The organism is Kitasatospora sp. NPDC048722, from assembly GCF_040650235.1.
GTDB lineage: Bacteria > Actinomycetota > Actinomycetes > Streptomycetales > Streptomycetaceae > Kitasatospora.
Map to the genome: position 1 here is coordinate 55,958 of NZ_JBEZGX010000034.1, position 19,795 is coordinate 75,752.

Annotated in this window: 9 protein-coding genes; 7 read left to right on the forward strand and 2 right to left on the reverse strand. The window is 72.2% G+C overall.

Features of this window, described 5'->3' with window-relative positions:
• Positions 1-2 precede the first annotated feature (2 nt).
• The gene (locus tag AB0C76_RS24275) at positions 3-8,276 is read right to left on the reverse strand and encodes a ricin-type beta-trefoil lectin domain protein (protein WP_359969155.1); all 8,274 of its coding nucleotides are present in this window, start codon (positions 8,274-8,276) and stop codon (positions 3-5) included.
• 606 nt (positions 8,277-8,882) lie between these two features.
• On the opposite strand from AB0C76_RS24275, the gene AB0C76_RS24280 reads away from it, so the two are divergent.
• Positions 8,883-9,431: a flavoprotein gene (locus tag AB0C76_RS24280; RefSeq protein ID WP_359969158.1), complete on the forward strand. Its 549-nt coding sequence runs from the start codon at positions 8,883-8,885 to the stop codon at positions 9,429-9,431.
• Between the two features lie 15 nt (positions 9,432-9,446).
• On the opposite strand, the gene AB0C76_RS24285 is transcribed toward AB0C76_RS24280, so the two are convergent.
• Complete coding sequence (locus tag AB0C76_RS24285) at positions 9,447-10,661, reverse strand: saccharopine dehydrogenase NADP-binding domain-containing protein (RefSeq protein WP_359969161.1); 1,215 nt, start codon at positions 10,659-10,661, stop codon at positions 9,447-9,449.
• A gap of 143 nt (positions 10,662-10,804) precedes the next feature.
• Here AB0C76_RS24285 and AB0C76_RS24290 point away from each other — a divergent pair, with 143 nt between their 5' ends.
• From AB0C76_RS24290 to AB0C76_RS24315, 6 genes are all read left to right on the forward strand, one after another.
• Positions 10,805-11,281, forward strand: coding sequence for a hypothetical protein (locus tag AB0C76_RS24290; protein WP_359969164.1), 477 nt, complete (start codon positions 10,805-10,807; stop codon positions 11,279-11,281).
• A gap of 1,455 nt (positions 11,282-12,736) precedes the next feature.
• The gene (locus tag AB0C76_RS24295) at positions 12,737-14,233 is read left to right on the forward strand and encodes a sugar transferase (RefSeq protein WP_359969233.1); all 1,497 of its coding nucleotides are present in this window, start codon (positions 12,737-12,739) and stop codon (positions 14,231-14,233) included.
• Positions 14,234-14,336: 103 nt separating this feature from the next.
• Positions 14,337-15,653 carry a nucleotide sugar dehydrogenase gene (locus AB0C76_RS24300; RefSeq protein ID WP_359969167.1) on the forward strand — a complete coding sequence of 439 codons (1,317 nt, stop codon included), beginning with the start codon at positions 14,337-14,339 and terminating at the stop codon, positions 15,651-15,653.
• The gene (locus AB0C76_RS24305; protein ID WP_359969170.1) at positions 15,643-16,908 is read left to right on the forward strand and encodes a glycosyltransferase family 4 protein; all 1,266 of its coding nucleotides are present in this window, start codon (positions 15,643-15,645) and stop codon (positions 16,906-16,908) included. The genes AB0C76_RS24300 and AB0C76_RS24305 overlap by 11 nt, the downstream gene beginning before the upstream one ends.
• Positions 16,905-18,269 (forward strand): Wzz/FepE/Etk N-terminal domain-containing protein, encoded by a 1,365-nt coding sequence (locus AB0C76_RS24310; protein WP_359969173.1) that lies wholly within the window; start codon positions 16,905-16,907, stop codon positions 18,267-18,269. Before AB0C76_RS24305 ends, AB0C76_RS24310 begins: the two co-directional genes overlap by 4 nt.
• Positions 18,266-19,795, forward strand: coding sequence for a Wzz/FepE/Etk N-terminal domain-containing protein (locus AB0C76_RS24315; protein WP_359969176.1), 1,530 nt, complete (start codon positions 18,266-18,268; stop codon positions 19,793-19,795). Before AB0C76_RS24310 ends, AB0C76_RS24315 begins: the two co-directional genes overlap by 4 nt.

Below are 19,795 nucleotides of genomic sequence, written 5' to 3' on the forward strand. Positions count from 1 at the left end.
TGTCAGTAGGGATATGCGGTGACGACCCTGCCGTGGCGTACGACCACCTTGATGCGTGTCTTTCTCGCTCCACTGCTGTTGTGCCCGACGGTCTTGTTGCGGAAATCGTAGATGTGGATGTGTCCGGGCGTGCCATTGGTGTTCGGCTGGGCAGGTGCCTTCTTGATGGCGGTCTTGATCATGCGCTTGATCGCGCGGGGATTCTGGGTGGCGAACTTCGACTTGTAGTAGTACTCCGGAACCGTGAAGGACACATGGCGCGGGAAGATGTGCGTCAGGTATTGGTGCCCGTCGAGGACGGCCCGTGAACAGTTGTGCACCACGACGTCGGCGCCCGCGTCGCTCACCGTGTAGGTGTGCTGGTTGCCGATGTTCAGGTTGACGACCAGCTGCCGGTCCAGGTCGCCGAGGTCGTCGACTGCGGTGACGACCGGCGTGCTGCCGTCGGGCGACCGCAGGCGGTCTCCCGGACGGACCTCCAGCGCCTTCACCCAGCCGCGGCCCTCCACCCAGATCGGGTGGCCGTCGGTGGCCCGCAGCGGATCGGCGGCGCCGTCCGCGCTGGTGCGGATCTCGACGATGTGCCGGGTGCCGTAGCCCGTGATGACGTCCAGTACGGGTTCGGCGGTGGTGGTCCCGGTCCGCGGGTCCGTGGCGGCGACGTAGTCGCCCACCTGGACCGCGCCGATCGGCCGGTAGCTGCCGTCGGCCATGAGCACGGGGGTGTCGGGAGTGAAGGAGTTCCCGATCGGGCAGGCCACGGCCTCGGTGCGCCGGAAGACGGTCCGGGCGACCGAGGCGACCTTACCGGCCCTCGTTGCGATCCTGGTCGACGTGGCGACCGCCTCGACGGCCTTGACCACGGGACCGGCGCCGACGGTCTGGGCGACCGCGGTGACCGCCATCTCCGCGGCCTTCCCCCAGTTGCCGGTGGCCGCGTAGGAGACGGCGGAGACGGTGGCTGCGACGGCGCCGATGGGGCCGGGGATGTAGGAGGCGACTTCGGCGACCTTGGCGACGACCTCGACCGTCTTCTTCAGCCACTTGGGCATGCCCCAGTTGCCGTCGAGGTCGGTGCAGTTGACGGGGTCGCCCGTGCAGTAGTCGTACGGGCTGGCGTTGCCACCGGGTACGGGGTCGATCTGGAGGAAGCGGCCGAGGGCAGGGCTGTAGAGGCGGGCACCCATGAGGATGTCGCCGTCCTGGGCCTCCGCGGAGCGCTCCTTGCCGCCGAGCCAGCCGTAGCGGACCAGAGCCTGGCCGTCCTGGGGGATGCCGAACTCGTCGAAGTCCAGCACGACCGGCTTGGTGAGCGCGGTGTCGGTGGTGATGACGACCGAGCCGAACAGGTTGGTCAGCTGGAGCTGGACGTCACCGGTCCTGCTGGTGGTGGCGGAAAGGTTGGCGTCCGGGCCGGTGACGTTGCGGGTCAGGTTGCCCTGGGTGGTGTCCTCGACGGTCCAGCGGACCATGTCGGAGTCGTCGCCGTAGTGGTTGAGCTTCGACGTGGCGTTGGCCCAGGTGCCGTCGGCCTGCCTCTTGGCGGTGGTGAAGGCGGTCAGGCGGTGCGCGGCGTCGACGGCCCAGTCCTGCTTGGTGTCTCCCTTCTCCTGGGCGGCGACGCGGTCGTTGGCCCAGTAGGTGTTGGTCGCGCCGGTGGCCGTCTTGACCGTGCGGCCGAAGGCGTCGTAGATGAAACCCGGGTCGGTGAGGCGGTCGGCGCTGTCGTAGGTGTGGTTCTCCGCCGTGGCTCCGGCCGTGCTGCACTCGCCGGCCGTCCCGCGCGGGGAGGTCTGCTTGGACAGGCGGTTGGAGTGGGCGTCGAAGGTGTACTGCCGGGTGACGCAGCCGGCGGCGGCCGTGGTCTGCTCGGCCTTCACCAGCCGGCCGAGCCGGTCGTACTGGTAGGAGCGGGTGGCGGTGGAGCTGGTGTCCTTGGCGACCTGGCCCTGGGTGGACATGTCGGTGGTCTGGGACCAGATCACCGCGTTGTCCGAACTGCGGGTGTAGCTGCGGCCGGTGGCCTCGCCGACGGCGTTGTAGGTGTCCTTGCGGACGATGCCGCCGGGGTAGGTCTGCTCGACGAGCTGGCCGTCGGGGTTGTACTTGGCGGTGAACTCGCCCGCCACGCTGTCGTTGACGGAGGTGACCAGGCCGCGGGGTTCCTTGGCGCGGTCGTAGGTGTAGGTGGTGGACCCGGTCGGGTCGCTCACCTTCACCGGCTTGCCGAACCTGTCGAACTCCGTCGTGGTGGTCGCCCCGTCGGCGTCCGTGTAGGAGACCAGCCGGCCGAGGGCGTCCATGACGCGCGTCAGGGACTTGCCGTCGGCGGTGGTCTTCACCGCGTCGCCGGTCGCCGGGTCGTACTCGACGGTGACCTTGGGCAGCGGCTTGCCCTCGTCCGAGGTGATCTCGGTCGAGACGATGCGGTCGAGCTCGTTGTAGACGGTGACGGTCTTGCGGGACTTGCCCGCGTTGGTCTCGGTCGTCTCCTCCGGCTCGTTGAACGCCGAGTAGCGGGTGATCCGCTTGACCGGAAGCGTCGTCGGCATCCGGGTGGCGTCGGCCCCCGTGACGTCGCCACCCGGCAGGGTCGCGCACGGCAGGCCGGCCCACTCCGGACGGTTGGCGCACAGCGCGTCGTCCGGGTTGGCCCCGGCCGTGTAGAAGACCGACTTGACGGTGCCGGCGTCGGCTCCGTTGGAACCCGGCTTGCGGGACTCCAGCGCCCGGCCGGAGGCGTCGAACTTCACGTACGCGGTGAGCTTGGCGCCGAGGGCGTCGGTGGTGACCGAGGTCGCCTTCTTCAGCGTCCAGCCGGACGTGCCGCCGATCGGGGTGTCGAATCCGTGCTTGGTGACGCGGAGTTCGACGTCGGCGGCGTATCCGTCTATGCGGGCGCCGTCGGTGGCGGTGGTGACCAGGTGGTAGGCCTGGCCGTCGGGCTTCCCTTCGTCGTAGGTGTTGGTGTTGTGGTCCCGGGCCACGACCGGGGTGCCGGCCGGGAGCGTCGGGTTGACGGTGGTCTTGGTCAGGGTGACGGTGTCGAGACCGGCGTGGAAGCGCTCGCCGCCGCTGGCCGTATTGGTGTCGACGACGGTGAGCTTGAGGTCGTGGTCGCCCCGGGTGAGGCGGACGGCCTGGCCGACCGTGTACGGGGCGACCACCGGCGTGGCGACGTAGGTGTCGATCGGCTGGCCGACGTTCTGCCCGTCGATCGCGAACTGGACGATGCCGTGGTCGCTGTTCTTGGTCAGCTGGCCCGAGAGGAGGTAGTCGCCGTCCTCGGGGACGCTGACGCGCATGCTGTCGAAGGCGCCCGCCGCAGTACCGCGGATGCCCAGGTGGGCGCCGCCGGACCAGGTGAGGCCACAGCAGTTGTTGTCGACCTGCACCTTGGTGTTGGTGCCGAGCTGCGGGAGCTTCTCGGCCTCGGCGGTGACGGTGACCGGGGCGGTCTGGCCGTCGACCTGCTCGGCGAGCGAGGCGCGGTAGACCGGGCCGAGCGTGTCCAGCACGTCCACGCCGTCCGGCGAGTAGACGGTGCGCTGGTCGAGCAGCCGTGCGCGCGAGGCGGAGTCGGCCGGCAGGTTCAGCTCGGCCGCGTACTTGTCCGCGTCGGGGTGGGTGCCGAGCGCGATGGAGCGGTTGGTCGCGCCCAGATCGCGGACGGTGTGGCCGAAGCGGTCGTACTCCTTCGTGCTGATGTCACCGCCGGGGGTGACGGACGGGGTGGCGGTGTTGACCTCGTTGCCGGAGGCGTTGAGGTAGTGGACGGTGGCCGGCTTGTAGCCGTCCGGGCCCGGCTTGGCGGCCGAGGCGGTGTTGGCGCCCGGGTCGTCCTCGGGGCCGAACACGGCGGTGGCGTCGGTCGGTGCGTCGGTCTGCGCCCACTTGGCCACGTCCGCGCCGGACAGGTCGTACGGACCGCCCGCACCACGCGTCAGCGGCACCTCGTAGACGACGCTGGTCGCGTTCTCACCGCTGACCTGGTCCTTCGAGCCCGGGGCCAGCGCGGCCCGGCGGACCTTGAGCAGTCGGCCCGGGTCCTGGTCGGCCGCGGCCTTGCCGTAGTCGAAGTTCCACGGCAGTTCGCCGGCGGCCTCGATCCCGGTGACCCGGCCGGTGTCGTCGTAGCCATAGGTGGTCTTCAGCGGATTGGCCGGGCGCGGGTCCCAGACCTGCACCAGGCGGCCCTTGAGGTCGTACGCGTAGTGCGCGACCTCGATCGGCTCCTGCTTGGAGGTCGCCGGGTTCCAGGTCCAGACCTTCACGCCGCGGACGCGGTCCAGGTAGTCACCGGGAGCGGAGGAGGTGGCCGTGGTGGCCTTGGCGTAGTCGTACTCCATCACCTCGCAGCCGCGCGGCAGCGGGTCGACGGTGCACCCGTTGGCGTCGTCCACGCCCGGCTCGACGGCCGGGATGATGCGCTTGACCAGCGAGCGGCCGTCGGTGGTGTCGTACTGGTAGCGGGTCGTCGACGCGGCCTGGGGACCGGTCTCGCTGACGACCTGGTAGATGCTGGATCCGGCCTGGCGGGCGAAGACGGTCTTGGAGCCGTCGAGCTCGCTCAGCTCGTAGGTGGTGCCGGCGGTCTGGATGTCCCAGATCTGGTTGGGACCGGCCCAGCAGACCCAGATCGAGGCGCCCTTGTCGGCGTCGAGGCACTTGCCCGAGTGGCGGTTGGACACCGCGCCGTTGGTGTGCAGCTCCCACTGCTGATTGTCGCCGCCGTTGCAGCTCCAGAGGGTCAGCGGGGTAGCGTCGTTGACCTGGCCCCACGGGTTGTCGAGGCAGTAGCCGAGCAGGCGCAGCGTCAGATCGTCGCCGCGGGTCCACTGCTGGTTCGCGGCGCCGGTGCACGGGGCCGGCTGGAGCCGGGAGCCGTTTCCGGCGGCGCCGTTCGGCACCTCCAGGCACTGGCCGGTCGTGGACAGGACGATCGCGCCCGACTTGGCCGCGACGGGCTTGAGTGTCAGCCCCTCCGCGCCGGGCTCGGGGAAGAACGTTCCGTCATTGCCCCTGGCGAAGGTCAGCGAGATGTCCTCGTTGCCCTTGATCTCCACCAGGTCCGACTGCGGGAAGGACAGCGCCCGGTAGTCGTCACCGGTCCCCGCGTCCGGCCCGCCGGCCCACTGCGGGCCGAAGGGGGCGACGATCTCCTTCATGGACAGGTCGTCGAAGAAGACCTGCTTGCCCGCGGCGGTGAAGCCGTTGTAGAGGCGGAAGAAGGCCTCGGTGGCGTCGGCCGGGACCGTCAGGTCGACGGTCAGCTGCTGCCAGGCGTCCGTGTAGGCGGCCTTCTCCGAGGTGATCTGGCTGTAGCCCGCCGGGGTCTTGACGAAGCCCGCCAGACGCAGGCCGCGGTCACCGAAGTCCGGGTTCAGGCCGGTGGCGCCGGGGACGAAGATCCAGCCGGTGAGCCGGTAGGTCCGGCCGGGCTTCATACCCAGGGACAGCGAGTGGTCGTCCGGGCCGACGCTGGCGAAGGAGTCGAGCTGCCCCTTGGAAGTGACCAGCAGGGAGTCGGTGGAGCTGTCGTGCCCGCGCGCGGTGGAGCGGGCGAGGTCGGCCTGTCCGGGCGCGAACCCGGTGGTGTCCGTGCTGATCTGGCGCTGGTTCACGGTGAGGCGCTCGCCCTGGGGCTGCCAGCCGCGCGCGAGGTCGCGCGAGGAGGCGGTGCGCTTGACCGAGAGCCCGCGCTCGTTGGCGTCGGTGACCTCGGTCGAGTAGTTGCCGGTGAGCAGGTTGACCCCGCCGGGGCCGATCTTCTCGGTGGCGGCGCCGTCGGCGTTGCGGTCGACCGTCATGGTGTTCCAGACGGTGGCGTAGCCGGCGCCGGAGCCGTCCTCGGGGAAGAGGAGGGCGCGGACCTGGACGACGCCGCCGACCTGGCCGAGCGTGTCGAGGACGTTCCAGTTGGCATGCGGTCCGAGGTCAGCCAGGCGCGGCTTGTCCTCGGTGACGGCCGTGTTGTCGGCCTTGGTCAGGTTGGCGCGCGGGACGTTGTACTCGGTGGCTCCGGGGCCGCGGCGGTACTGGTAGACGACGCGCTTGAACTGCGTCTGCGCGTCGACGGCGAGCTTGACGCGCTTGGCGGCCTGGGTACCGTTGACGGGCGAGCTGATGCCGGCCTGCCCGACCTGGAAGGTGTACGTCGCGGGCGGGGACAGGTTGCCCGCGCGGTCCTTGGACTGGACGGACAGGACGCGCCGGCCCTCAGTGGCCGGCGTGATCGACAGGGTCAGGGCACCGGTCGCGTTGGCCGTCACCGGGGTGCCGCCGTCGAGGTTGTAGACGTAGGCCGTGGTGTCGTCGGTGCCCGGGGCGGGCGAGAACGTGAACGAGCCTGCCTGGTTGGCGGTGCCGTGCCACAGGCCGTCGGCCGGGTAGTCCGCCGAACTCACGAACGGCGTCCCGGGCTTGACGGTGTCGGCGATGACGTTGGTGGTCACCCAGCCGGAGCGGGACTTGCCGTCGTCGAGCATCGCCGAGATCGAGTACTGCACGCCCTCGTCCAGCCGGGCGATGCCGTAGTCCGAGGGACGCACGGTGGCGATCGCACCGTTCGGGGTGTCGCGCACTACGGTGCCGATGAACGTGCCGCCGCGCCACAGGTCCATGTAGACCTTCAGCGGGTCCCCGTCCGGGTCGGCCGCCTGGACCTGGAAGCGCGGGTTGGCGTCCGAGGTGTAGCGCGGGTTGCCCTGCTGTGAGGGCAGCACCTCGACCGAACCCGGAGTGGCCGGGACCGTGTTGTAGGTGATCGACACGAACGGCGGCCAGTAGCCCTCGGCGGAGGTGAACCGCTTCCAGGACAGGCTGCTCGACTCGTCGGCCGCCTTGAGGGCGAAGCCGTAGTCGTTGTAGCCGAACCCGGCGAAGTACCGGATCATCTCGGTGACGTCGGCCTTGGCCCAGAACGTGCCGTCCGGGGCGTAGCAGTCGTGGCTGTCGCCGTCGTTGGCGATGTCGTAGGTGTCGTTCGAGGTGGCCCACTTGCGGTCGAGCGCGGGCTGGTTGCCCCAGCGGGTCCAGCTCGCCGCACCGCCCGCGTTCCAGACCTCCCACTGCTTGGGGACGCAGGAGGAGGAGTGGTAGTTGGCGAGGTTGAGCGTGGCACTCAGGATCTGCTTGCCGTTGAACGGGCCGCCCGGGATGGTCAGGAACGACCGCGCGACGGTCTTGCCGTCGTAGCTGCCCAGCTTGAGGTCCGTCGACGCGGAGGCGTCGATGTTCTCGTTGGTCTGCACGTAGGTGTCGAACGTCGTGCCGACGTTCACCACCGGGTCGATGGTGACCGGGAACTGAGTCTTCCCGTCCGTGAGGAACGCCGCGTCCGGGGTGAACACCAGCTCGGTGTCCGCGCCCTGGCCGCGGAGCTCCATCGTCACCGCGCCGCGGTTCAGGTGCTCCTGCGAGGCCGGGTCGACCGCTGCGTCCCACATGACGGGAGCCGGGATGCTGACGGTGACCTTGCCCGAGGCCTTGTCGAGAAGCTGGATCGAACCGTCCTGCTGCGGGGCGACGTTCAGCCCCGTGGTGTCCAGAGGGATCGTCACCGTGCCGGTCTGGCCGATGGCGGCGCGGTCCTTGACGACGAGGAACTGCTCGAAACCGGTGCGGGTGGCTTCGAGGACCAGGTCCACGCCCGGGCGGGCGTCGACGTAGGTCGCCTTGTTGCCCTCCAGCTTGGGCTTGGGCAGCTTGCCCAGCCAGCCGAACTTGACCTGCTGCTCACCGGCGCCGATCTTGGCCAGTTCGTGCTCGGCCGGCTTCTGGCCGGCCGGCTGCGGGGCCGCCGCCGGGGCGGCGATGCGGGCCGCACTGCGCGAGGCCCGGTCGGGAGCGGTGGCACCCGGCAGGCTGTCGCCGACCGTCACACCCGCGTCGCCGCCTTCGAAGACCACCCCACCGGGGTGCGCCTTCGGTGCGACCTTGCCGTCGGGCGTCTGCACCAGCGTCGTGTCGACGGGCACCCAGGCCTCGCCGACCTTCATCCGGATCGGACCGGTCGAGCGGTCCGAGGTCAGCGTGCCGTCCGGGTTCGCCCACAGGGTGGTGAACTCGGTGCGGGCGCCGGTGACTTCGATCCGTCGCCGCTGCAGGCGGGCCGCGATCAGCGCCGACGCCTCGTTGGGCGCCTCCGCGGGCGCGGCGGCCGTAAGCGCGGGCGGCGTGGGCGCGGCCGCGGCCGGAGCGGCCGTCACCGCGTCCACCACCACGCCGGCCTGTATGAGCAGGCCGAGCGTCAAAACCGCCGAAATCCGGCGCATCCGACGCGTTGAGAAGGCCCCGCCCGCAAATGCGGACGAGGCCCGAGACTGTCGTGACATCAAGACTCTCTCAAGAAATGGCTAATGACTGGCATCTATCATTCGAAGCCGAAGGACAATCTCTCATTCCCAGGAAGCTCTCATGCCACGTTCATGATGACGATTCTGCAACGGTTGATCATGGAGTGGAACCGAGGGGATCCGGACCTACCTGGCCGACTTCCACCGCATCCTTATGACTGCACCCCGGCCACCGCCATCGCCGGGCCGGTCGGCAAAGAGGGCCGGGGTGAGGCCTGGTACTCCGGGTCTTGAACCCGGCGGAGTGTTTCCGGCGCGGAGCATGCCCCGCGCCCTCCATCAGCCACGTCGCTGGAGACTCAGTGGGTTACCGCCAGACCCGCGGCCGCACGCCGCGCCGGGCCCTCGCATTGCTCACTGCGGCCTTCACCGCCTGCGCCGCCGCCGTGTTCGTCGACGAAGCCGGGCACTCGATGAGGCGTGTGCTTCGAGAGCTCCGGGCACCGCTGGGTTCGGCAGGATGATCTGCGGGACGGATTCGGCGGGGATTGCCGCAGGCCGTTCCCACGGGGTTCGATGGCTGCCATGGCCACCACTCGCCCGGTCCTGTACCTGTTCGGCTCCGCCGCCGCGCCCGTGCTGAACGCGGCTCAGCTCGTGCGGCAGGCCCAGTTCAGGGGGTGGGACGTCGCGCTCGGGCTCACCCCGACGGCGGCGTGCTGGCTCCAGGACGAGATGTCCAAGCTGAGGCGGCTGACCGGCCATCCGGTGAAGTCCGTCTATCGCCGGCCGGGCGACCCGGACCTCCTGCCGCCCGCCGACGCGGTCCTGTTCGCGCCCGCCACGATGAACAGCATCAACAGCCTCGCCCTCGGGATCACGACCTCCTGGGTCGTGGGGTACGCGGCCGAGGCGATCGGCAAGGGAATCCCGGTGACGGTGGTGCCGTGCCTGAACACGGCCCTCGCGGCGCACCCCCAGTTTCCGCGCAGCGTCGAGACGTTGCGCGGGGCCGGGGTTCGGGTGCTGCTGGGCGAGGGGGGCTTCGTGCCGAACGATCCGGGCGAGGAGCGACCGGAGGCGTACCCGTGGGAGGCCGCGCTCGCGGCTGCCGAGGAGTCCATCGAGCGGTGACACTCAGTCGTGCGTCTACCGCCCGGGAGCGGTCTTCGGCGGGGTGTCCAGTACGCGGAAGGAGATGCCCGCCGCGATCAGTCGGTCGATCAGCGGCCTGCCCATCGCCACTGCCGTGGTCAACTGCCCCGCCACTGGTGGCAGGTCGTCGTAGGCCAGGCAGAGCGCCGACTCGGCCAGCATCTTCGCCGTCTCCTGGTAGCCGGGATCGCCCCCGGACACCTCGGTGAGGAGCGTCCGCCCGCCCTGCGCCCGCGCCGCGAAGCGGACGGCGAACCAGGAGCGCGCCCGCTGTTCCGCGCTCGGGCCGTCGCCGGGCTTGCGCAGCCGGCCCAGGGCCCGGCGCAGCGTGGGCAGTTGGGCGGCGACGGCGAGAGCCGCCACCGTGGCGACACCGGCGAGGGCGACCGGCAGCCGTCGCACCGCCGCGTAGTGCGCGTAGGCGAAGTCCGGGCCGTACTCGTCCAGTGCGGCGGCCGAGCGGGACACCACCTGCGGGTCGATCGTGGGCATCGGCACGGCCCACGCGCGGGCCGCCCGCGACCGGTGGGGCCGGCCGGCCGGGGTGCGGACGAGCCGTCCCTTCGGCCGGGGCTCGACCGCGCGGCGCGCGCGGGCGGCCCGGGCCATCGCGCGTGGACGGGAGAAGGCCGTCATGACCGAGGCGAAGGTGCCGCCGGAGATGGTGCCGCCCGCGCGGACGAAGCCCTCGACCGCGACCCGGTCCGCCGGGCCGCCGCGGTGGAGCAGTTCCTCGACGGTGAACAGCACACCGAGGTCGTGCGGTACGGAGTCGAAGCCGCAGGAGTGCACCAGCCGCGCGCCGGTGGCCACCGCCCGCTCGTGGTACCGGAGGTACATCCGGTCGACGAACTCCGGCTCGCCGGTGAGGTCCACGTAGTCGGTGCCGCTGTCCGCGCAGGCCGCCACCAGGGGCTCGCCGTGCCGCAGGTACGGGCCGACCGTGGAGATCACCACCCGGGCGGAGGCGGCCACGCCGTTCAGCGCCGTGCGGTCGGCGGCGTCGGCGATCAGCAGGGGGAGGCCGGCGCAGCGCGGATCGATCCGCGCCAGCCCGGCCCGGACGGCGGCGAGCTTGCCCTCGTCCCGTCCGGCGAGCGCCCAGCGGCACCCCTCGGGCGCGCTGCGGGCCAGGTACTCCGCGGTGAGCCCGCCGGTGAACCCGGTGGCACCGAACAGGACGAGGTCGTACGGGCGGGGCTCGGCCATCAACAGTCCCTACTCGCGGGTAATCGACGGCGCCACGCTAGGAGCCCGGCGTGGCAGTGTCAACGACCCCGGCCCCGGTCTTCCCTCGCGGCGGGCGTGGCACTACTTTGAACGTGTTCAATTGCGTCCTCGGGGGGTATGGGATGACCGACGAACCGTCGCTTCAGCAGGCTGCTCCTGTTGGGGCCGAGCCCGACCGGGGGTCGGGGGAGCGGGACGCCGGAGGCCGGCCCAGCTCCCGTCTGCTCGTGGCCCTGGCCGTGGTCGCGTGGGTACCGGTGGCCGTCCGGGGCCTGCACGACGGGGCGGGCGCGGGGTACTGGGGCCTCTTCTCCGCGCTGATCGGGACGACTGCGTCGCCGCTGGCGCTGCCGGGTGGGCCCGTGTTCCGGAACGCCTGTCTCGCGGTCGGTTGGCTGCAGTTCGGCATCGAGATCGTGCTGTCCGTACCGTTCATGCTGCTCGCGGTGCCGTGGTTCGTCTTCGTCTTCCCGTCCGGCGTCGTGCTGCTGCTCGCGAGCCGGCGCGGCCGCGGTACGGTCGGAACGGCGGTGCCGGTCCTGCTCGCGGCCTGCCCGATCCTGCTCCTGGCCCACGGCGAGTGGACGCGCCTCGGCTAGCCGGCGCCATGCGGTGAACGGTCACCGACGGCGCATTCGACCAGGTCGGCGATATTCGCGGAGTTCCTTCGGACCGGCCCTTCCGCGTCAATTCAGGGTGTCCCGGGAATTCGTCGACCGTTCGTCGGGTGGACACGGCAACGGGCTCGCGCGGGCTTGTGGCCTCCCGGACCACCGATCGGACGATGCGGCAATCCGGCTCGATCGCCAAGGATATCCGCCATGGACATTCCATTCCCTGTCCCGGAGGCCTGAACGCGTGGTCGACCATTTCCGGGCGCGTTCTGCCGGCGTCGCCGGACTCCTCTTCACCTGCCACGGCATCGCCTCGCTCTTCGGCCCCTCCGGCGGTGCCGCGGGCGCCCACGGCGGAACGCTCCACCCCGGGACCCGGCCCGGCGGGGGCCGCCGCGATCCAGCTGGTCGGCGGCGCGCCGGTGCTGCCCGGCCCGTTCACCCGGCCCGCGGCCGTGATCTGCTCCGGCTCCACGGCGCACGCGCACTTCCCCGTCCACGAGCACAGTGGCCCTGTCGCCGATCGAGGACGGCGGCGAGCCGTCGGCCCTCCACTGCCGGATCCTCCTGCTGATCGCCGCTCTCGGTCCGGGCCGGCGGGCCGTCGACGAGGTGCTCCGCGCCGGCCGGGCCCGGCAGGTCGCGGAGTCCGGTGCCGAAAGGTCCGCGATCGCCGGCCGGGGCGCCCGGCGGTCACCTGTCCGGTGGCGGCGGCCGGGTGTCCGGAATCGATCGGTCCGTCCGCCGGTTCCACGGCGCCGTCGAACGCTGCTTCGACCGGCCGATCCATGGTGCGGCCTGGTCATCCGCCGCTCCGAGGCCGCGGACCCATGTCCTGAACGCGCTGTCGCCGGTGGTGGCGGGAGGCCTCCGGATCGTCGGTGCCGACGGCCGGGAGAACCCCCCGTCGTCACTGGTCACCCCGTACGTCGGCGGCTCCGGGGCGCCCTCCGGTGGCCACCGTCCGATAGATCAGGATTCAGCTCTCGTGCACGTGTTTCACACATCCCCCACTTTGGGCGGCCCCGATGCTCTACATTGATGTGCACTTCGCTCGGTTCGACGCGGGGCGACGATCGATGATCTACGGGTCCGGCGCTGCGCACGGCCGGTAGCCGCGTTCCCGGCGGCAGTCGTGGGGCGGCGAATTCCCGGCGCCCGGAAATCGGGCCTCGAGTGTGGAGAGCGACCGCCGACGGATTCCCGTCCATTTCGGGATTCCGGTGGGACGTGCGAGTCCGTCGGTGTCTTGGGGAATGTACACGTAGCGCTGCAGGAGCCGATTTCGCCATGCCCGGGGGCGGGACCTCCCGGGGGTAGGAACAGCGCGGCACGGGAGGCGGCGGGGCCTCCCGCGAAGGGGAGGAATCAGGTGCGGGAGGTGCGAGCCTCCCGGGGGGAGGAATCGTGTGGAGCGAGCACGTCGAACCCACTGGTGACCTGGAAGGGGCCGTCGAGCAGGGGGAGGGGGAATTAGTCCGCCCGTTCCAGGCGGTGCGGGGGCGCCCGGTGAACGGGAGGATCGGGCGGCCCGAGAGCGACTGGGAGCAGCAGTACCGCCGTACCGTGATCATCGCTGACACCGTGACCACCGCCTTCGTCGTGGCGGCGATCGGCGGCTTCTTCGGGGTCAGGGACGCGGCCAACTGGCACGAGAAGTGGGGGATCCTCGCCTTCGGTACCGAGCTCCTGGTGCTCGCGGCCCTGGCGACGACCCGGTCGTGGGCGCCGGCCGTGCTCGGCCAGGGTGCCGAGGAGTTCCGCCGGCTCGGACGTGCGCTGTTCGCGGCGGCCGTCGTCCTGTCGCTCGGCGGGATCGCGCTCACCTCGACCAACATCAAGCTCTGGATCTTCGTCGCGATCCCGGCGATCACGGGCGTCACCATGACCGAGCGGTACCTGCTGCGCCTGTGGCTGCACAAGCAGCGGAAGGAAGGGCGGTGCCTGCGCCCGGTGCTGGCCGCCGGGAGCCCGGCCACCATGCGCGACCTGATCGCCCGGACCCGCAGGTTCCCGCACCTCGGCTGGCGGGTGGAGGCGGTCTGCACGCCGTACGCCCTCGGGCTGGGCGGTGACCGGCTGGACGGTGTGCCGGTCGTCGGCCGGCTGACGGACGTGGCCAACCACGTCCGCCGTGACGGCTACCGGGTCGTCGCCGTCACCCCGGACCCGTACTGGACGCCGGACCGCCTGCAGCGGCTGGCCTGGAAGCTCGAGGGCAGCGACGCCGAGATGGTCGTGGCCCCCGTGCTGATGGAGGTGGCCGGACCGCGGCTGCACGTCGACGCGGTGCTCGGGATCCCGATGCTGCGGGTCAGCATGCCGACCTTCACCGGAGGCCGGCGGGCGGTCAAGGAGGTCGTCGACCGGCTGGGCGCCGCGGTCCTGCTGGTCCTGTTCGCGCCGCTGATGCTGCTCGTCGGGCTGCTCGTGCTGGCGGACAGCCCGGGCGGGGCGTTCTACCGGCAGCACCGGGTCGGCAAGGACGGCCGCGAGTTCACCCTGGTCAAGTTCCGCACCATGGTGGCCGGGGCGGACCGGGCCAGGGCCGAGCTGGCCGACCGCAACGAGGGCGCCGGCCTGCTGTTCAAGCTCCGCCGGGACCCGCGGGTGACCCGGGTGGGCGGGGTGCTGCGCCGGTACTCGCTCGACGAGCTGCCGCAGCTGCTCAACGTGCTCACCGGGTCGATGTCGCTGGTCGGGCCGCGGCCCCCGCTGCCGGAGGAGTCCGCCGCGTACGGACCGGACATCCGGCGGCGACTGCTCGTCAAACCCGGGCTCACCGGCCTGTGGCAGATCAGCGGGCGCAGCGACCTGCCGTGGGAGGAGGCGGTGCGGCTGGACCTGCGGTACGTGGAGGACTGGTCGCTCGCCCTGGACACGGTGATCTTGTGGAAGACGCTGCGGGCGGTGCTCCAGGGGCAGGGGGCGTACTAGCCGCGAGAGGCGCAGGGGGAGGACCGGCGCGAGGGACGTCGTCGGATCGGCACGGCACGTGGACGGCAGGCCCCACCGGCCTGTCCGAGGGGAGGAACGGGTCATGAGGGTCAGCGTCCTGGGGCTCGGCTACGTGGGCTGCGTGTCGGCCGCGTGCCTGGCCAGCCTGGGGCACGAGGTCATCGGGGTGGACGTCAACCGGGTGAAGGTCGACCTGGTCAACGACGGCAAGGCGCCGGTGGTCGAGGAGCGGATCGGCGAGCTGATCGCCGAGATGGTGCGGACCGGGGCGCTGCGCGCCACCACCGACGTCCGCGAGGCGGTCGTGGGCAGCGAGGTGTCGCTGGTCTGCGTGGGCACGCCGTCGGAGCCCAACGGCGGTCTGTGCACCACGTACCTGGAGCGGGTCACCGAGCAGATCGGCGCCGTGGTGGCCGAGCGGGGCGGGCGGCACACCGTCGTGTTCCGCAGCACCATGCTCCCGGGCACCTGCCTGAACCTGCTGGTGCCGATCCTGGAGAAGCACACCGGCGGCACGGCCGGGACGGACTTCGGGGTCGCGGTGAACCCGGAGTTCCTGCGCGAGGGCACGAGCGTGCGGGACTTCTTCGACCCGCCGAAGACCGTCATCGGCGAGCTCGACCCGGCCAGCGGGGACGTGGTCGCGGCGCTGTACGAGGAGTTGCCCGGCGAGGTGTTCAGGGTGCCGGTCCCGACGGCCGAGGCGATCAAGTACGCGGACAACGCGTTCCACGGCCTCAAGATCGGGTTCGCCAACGAGTTCGGCGCGGTGTGCCGGGCGCTCGGGGTGGACTCGCACCAGGTGATGGACGTGTTCCTGGCCGACCGCAAGCTCAACATCAGCTCCGCCTACCTGCGGCCCGGCTTCGCCTTCGGCGGCTCCTGCCTGCCCAAGGACCTGCGCAGCCTGGTCCACGCGGCTCGGCGGGCCGACGTCTCGGTGCCGATCCTCTCCCACGTGCTGGCCTCCAACGCCGATCACCTCCAGCGCGCGGTGGAGCTGGTCGAGCGCACCGGCAAGCGCCGGGTGGGCCTGTTCGGCCTGTCCTTCAAGCCCGGCACGGACGACCTCCGCGAGAGCCCGCTCGTCGAGCTGGCCGAGCGGCTCTTCGGCAAGGGGTACGACCTGCGGATCTACGACCCCAACGTGAACCTCTCCCGGCTGCTCGGCGCGAACCGCGAGTACATCGAGACCCGGCTGCCGCACCTCGCGCAGCTGCTCGCACAGTCCGTCGACGAGGTGCTCGACCACGCCGAGGTGTGCGTGGTCGGGACGAAGGACCCGGCGGTGCTGTCCGCGCTGCCCCACGGCGACGGGCCCGTGATCGTCGACCTCGTCCGTCTCCCCGACGCCGAGGCGCGCCGGGCCGAACCCGGGTACGCGGGCCTTGCCTGGTGACGCGGCCGGCGGCGACGGGCGGGGCCGTCGCGCGCTGGTCCTGGTGGAGAACCTGTCGGTGCCGTTCGACCGGCGGGTGTGGCAGGAGTGCACGACGCTGCGCGACGCCGGCTGGACGGTGCACGTCATCTGTCCGCAGGGCACCAAGCGGGACACCGAGCCGGAGGCGGAGATCGACGGGGTGCGGATCCACCGCTACCCGTTGCGCGCGGCCACCGGCGGACCGGCCGGCTACCTGCGGGAGTACGGAACGGCGCTGTGGCACACGGTCCGGCTGGCCCGCAAGGTCGGCCCGGTCCACGTCGTCCACGCCTGCAACCCGCCCGACCTGCTGTTCCTATCGGCCCTGTGGCTGAAGCGGCGCGGCGCGCGGTTCGTCTTCGACCAGCACGACCTGGTGCCCGAGCTGTACCTGTCCCGGTTCGACCGCGGCGAGGACCTGCTCTACCGCGGCGTGCGCGCGCTGGAACGGCTGACCTACCGGGCCGCGGACGTCGTGCTCGCGACCAACGAGAGCTACCGGGACGTCGCGCTGCGCCGCGGCGGTCTGCGCCCGGAGGACGTCTTCGTGGTGCGCAGCGCGCCCGACACCGAGCGGTTCCGGCCGGTGGAGCCCGAGCCGGAGCTGAAGCGCGGCAAGCCCCATCTGCTGTGCTACCTCGGCGTGATGGGCCCGCAGGACGGCGTCGACTACGCCCTGCGGGCGCTCGCGAAGCTGCGCGACGAGCTCGGGCGGAGCGACTGGCACGCGGTGTTCGTCGGCGGCGGCGACACCTTCGACGAGATGGTGCGGCTGTCCCGGCGGCTCGGGCTCTCGGAGCAGGTGGAGTTCACCGGGCGTGTCCCGGACGCCGACCTGGTGCGCTACCTGTCCACCGCGGACGTGTGCCTCTCGCCCGACCCGCGCAATCCGCTCAACGACGTGTCGACCATGAACAAGGTCCTGGAGTACATGGTGATGGGCCGGCCGATCGTCTCGTTCGACCTGCGGGAGGCACGGGTCTCCGCCGGCGACGCCGCCGTCTACGCGCCCGCGAACGACGAGGCCGCGTTCGCCCGGCTCGTCGCTCTGCTGATGGACGATCCGGAGAAGCGGGCCTGGATGGGCAAGCTCGGCCAGGAGCGGATCAACGGGCCGCTCGCCTGGCGGAACTCCCAGCGTTCGCTGCTCGACGCCTACGCCGCCGCCTGCCGCCCGCTCGTGAAGGGCAGCCGAACCCCGGGCCGTCGGGCAGGGAGAAGGCCTCGGCGTTGAGCGACGAAACGATACGTCTGGTCACGGTCGGCCGGATCCTCCGACGGCGGTGGCGGCTCCTGGCCGTCCTCGCCGCCGTGGGTGCGCTCGTCGGGTACGGCACGTCCCTGCTGTTCCCGCCGCGCTACACGACGTCGGCGTCGGTCCTGCTCCCGGGCGTGTGGCAGGACCGCGAGCTGCTGACGCAGGCGCAGATCGCGACCAGTTCGGTGGTGGTCGACCGGGCGGCCGCCACGCTGGGCTGGACCGGGGTCACCGGCACCGAGCTCCAGGACCGGGTGAGCGCCACGGCCGCCGACGGGAACATCATCAGGATCTCGGGCACGGCCGAGACCCCGGAGCGCGCGCAGCAGCTCTCCGACCAGGTGGCCCATCAGTTCGTCGCGTTCGCCTCGCACGTCGCCGGCGACAGCACCGAGCCCGAGGCGGCGCAGCCCGAGGCGCTGCGCCAGCTGGTGCTCCAGGCCGGCCGCAGCATCAGCGACCTCGCCACCGCGGCCGGTCCGGGCCAGACCGTCGAGAGCGTGCAGACCCGCACCGAGCTGGCGAAGCTGCGCACCGCGCTGCAGGACGCCATCAAGAAGCTGGACCAGGTCGACCCGGCCGCGAACAAGGCCAACATGGTCGTCATGGGGTCGGCGCCCCGGCCGTCCGGCGAGGCGCCGCCGACGAGGATCGAGCTCATCGCGGCCGGGGCGCTGCTGTTCTTCCTGGTCGCGGTCGTCGGCCACCTCGCCGCCGGGCGGACGAGCCGTCGGCTGCGCACCGAGCCGGAGATCGCCGCCGCGCTGGGCTCGGCGTCCCTCGGCACCGTCGACGTCCCCGGTGACCGGACCGTGCACCGGTCCGGAGGTCGTGGCCCGCGGGCCTGGGTCCGCCGGCTGCTGGGCACGGACGTCCGGTGGGACCTGCCGGTCCCGCGGGTCTCCGGCGACGAGGCCGGCCGGCAGCTCCGCTACCGGCGGGTGTGCGCCCGCCTGCGGGACCAACTGCCTTCCCCCGGGCGGCTGCTGGTCGTCGTCCCGGAGGGCGACGAGGCGGCTCGCCGGGCCGCCGGGCAGCTCGTCGCGGAGGCGGGGGACGCGCCGCTGCTGCGGGCGGTGGACGTGCCGGTGTCCCGGCCGCTGGTGCCGGACCACGACGACGAGTCCGGGGCGGTGGTCGTGCTCAGCGCGGGCAACTGGACCGCCGGGGAGCTCGCGGGCATCGCCGGGGCGTGTGCGGACGCCGGGCACGAGGTCGTCGGAGTCGTCGTCGCCGAGACGGTCCTGGCCCGTCCGGCGCGCTCCGCCGACCGCCGGCCGGCGGGCGCCGTGCCGGTGCCCGCCGTCGGTGACGACGCGAGAAGAGGCCCGGAGTGACGTCGAGTACGACGCCGGAGCCGTCGGCCCCCGCCCCGCTGCTGGACCTGCAGTCGCTGGTGGTCGCGGTGCGCAGGCGCCGCCGCCTGTGGTGCGTCATGGCACTGCTCGGCCTGCTCGCGGGCGCGGCGCTGGCCGTCCTGCGGCCGCCCGCGCCGAGTGCGACGGTCACGGTGCTGGTCGCGCACCAGGCGGACCAGCCGAACGACCCGGGGACGCTGATCCGCACCGACGCGGCGCTGCTGCAGACCACGGGGATCGCGGGCAAGGCCCTGCGGGCCCTCGGATCCTCGGAGAAGCCCGAGGACTTCATGCGGGACTACACGGGCACCGGCCTGACCAACAACCTGCTGCGGATCGACGTGACCGGGCGCAGCGACGCGGAGGCGGTGGCCCGGGCCCAGGCGCTGGCCGACGCGTTCGTCGCGGACCACGTGCGGCGCATCCAGGAGGCCGCGGACGCCGAGGCCAAGGCCCTGCTCGACCAGCGCGACCGGCTGCGCGAGGAGCTCGCCCAGGTCAACAAGGCGATCGGCGACGTCGCGCAGCAGAACGATCCGAAGACGGCGGCGAACCGGGAGTCGCTCGACGCCAGCCGGGCCGAACTCACCTCACGGATCACCGACTTCGGCCAGCGCGCCGCGGAGGCGGGCGTGGGCACGCCCAGGCTCGTCGCCGGCACGCAGATCGTGGACGCCCCGCGCGCCGTGCGGCAGTCGCTGCCGAAGACCGCCGCCACCGACGCCGGGATCGGGCTGGTCCTCGGACTGGTGCTCGGGCTCGCGGTGGCCGCCGTCGGCGCGGTGGTGGCGGACCGTCCGGTACTGCGCCGGGAGATCGCGGAGAACCTCGGCGCCTCGGTCATCGCGGAGCTGCGCGGCGTGCCCCGCAGGTCCGTCGGGCGGTGGCAGCGCCGGCGGACCCGGGCGGCCCGGACCCGGCTCACCGCGACCCTGGTCCGCAGCGTGCGCGGCTCGGCGGACGCGGTGTCGCTGCTGGAACTCGGCTGCGCGCGTACCACGAGCGTGATCGCCCTGGACCTCGCCGGCGAACTGGCGGCGGAGGGGCCGGTCGTCGTCGTCGACGGGCTGCCCGGCCCGCAGCTCGCCAAGCGCCGTGCCAGGCCGGGGGAGCCGACCGTCGTCGTCGGCGAGCGCGCCGGGGCCGTGCCGGCCGATGAGCGCCGGCTCGGCGTCGGTTCGGTGGCGCCCGGCACGGCGTGGACCGACCTCCGGTGCCTCGGCACCCGGACGGTGCTCGTCGTGCGGGCCGGGCACGGCAGCGCCGCCTGGCTGCACACCGTCGCGCGGCAGCTCGCGGACCAGGGCATCCCGGTGATCGGGGTGGTGCTGATCGACCCCGACCCGCGGGACCGGACCGACGGCACCCTCTGGGACGGGCCGCACGCCGCGCCGCGCGGCCGGCCCTCCCGCCCGCCCCGGCGGAGCCGGGCGGCCCGCCGGCGGACGGAACGACAACCGACGTGGACCGCACCGGTCCCCGACAGCGACCAGGAGGCGGGGTAG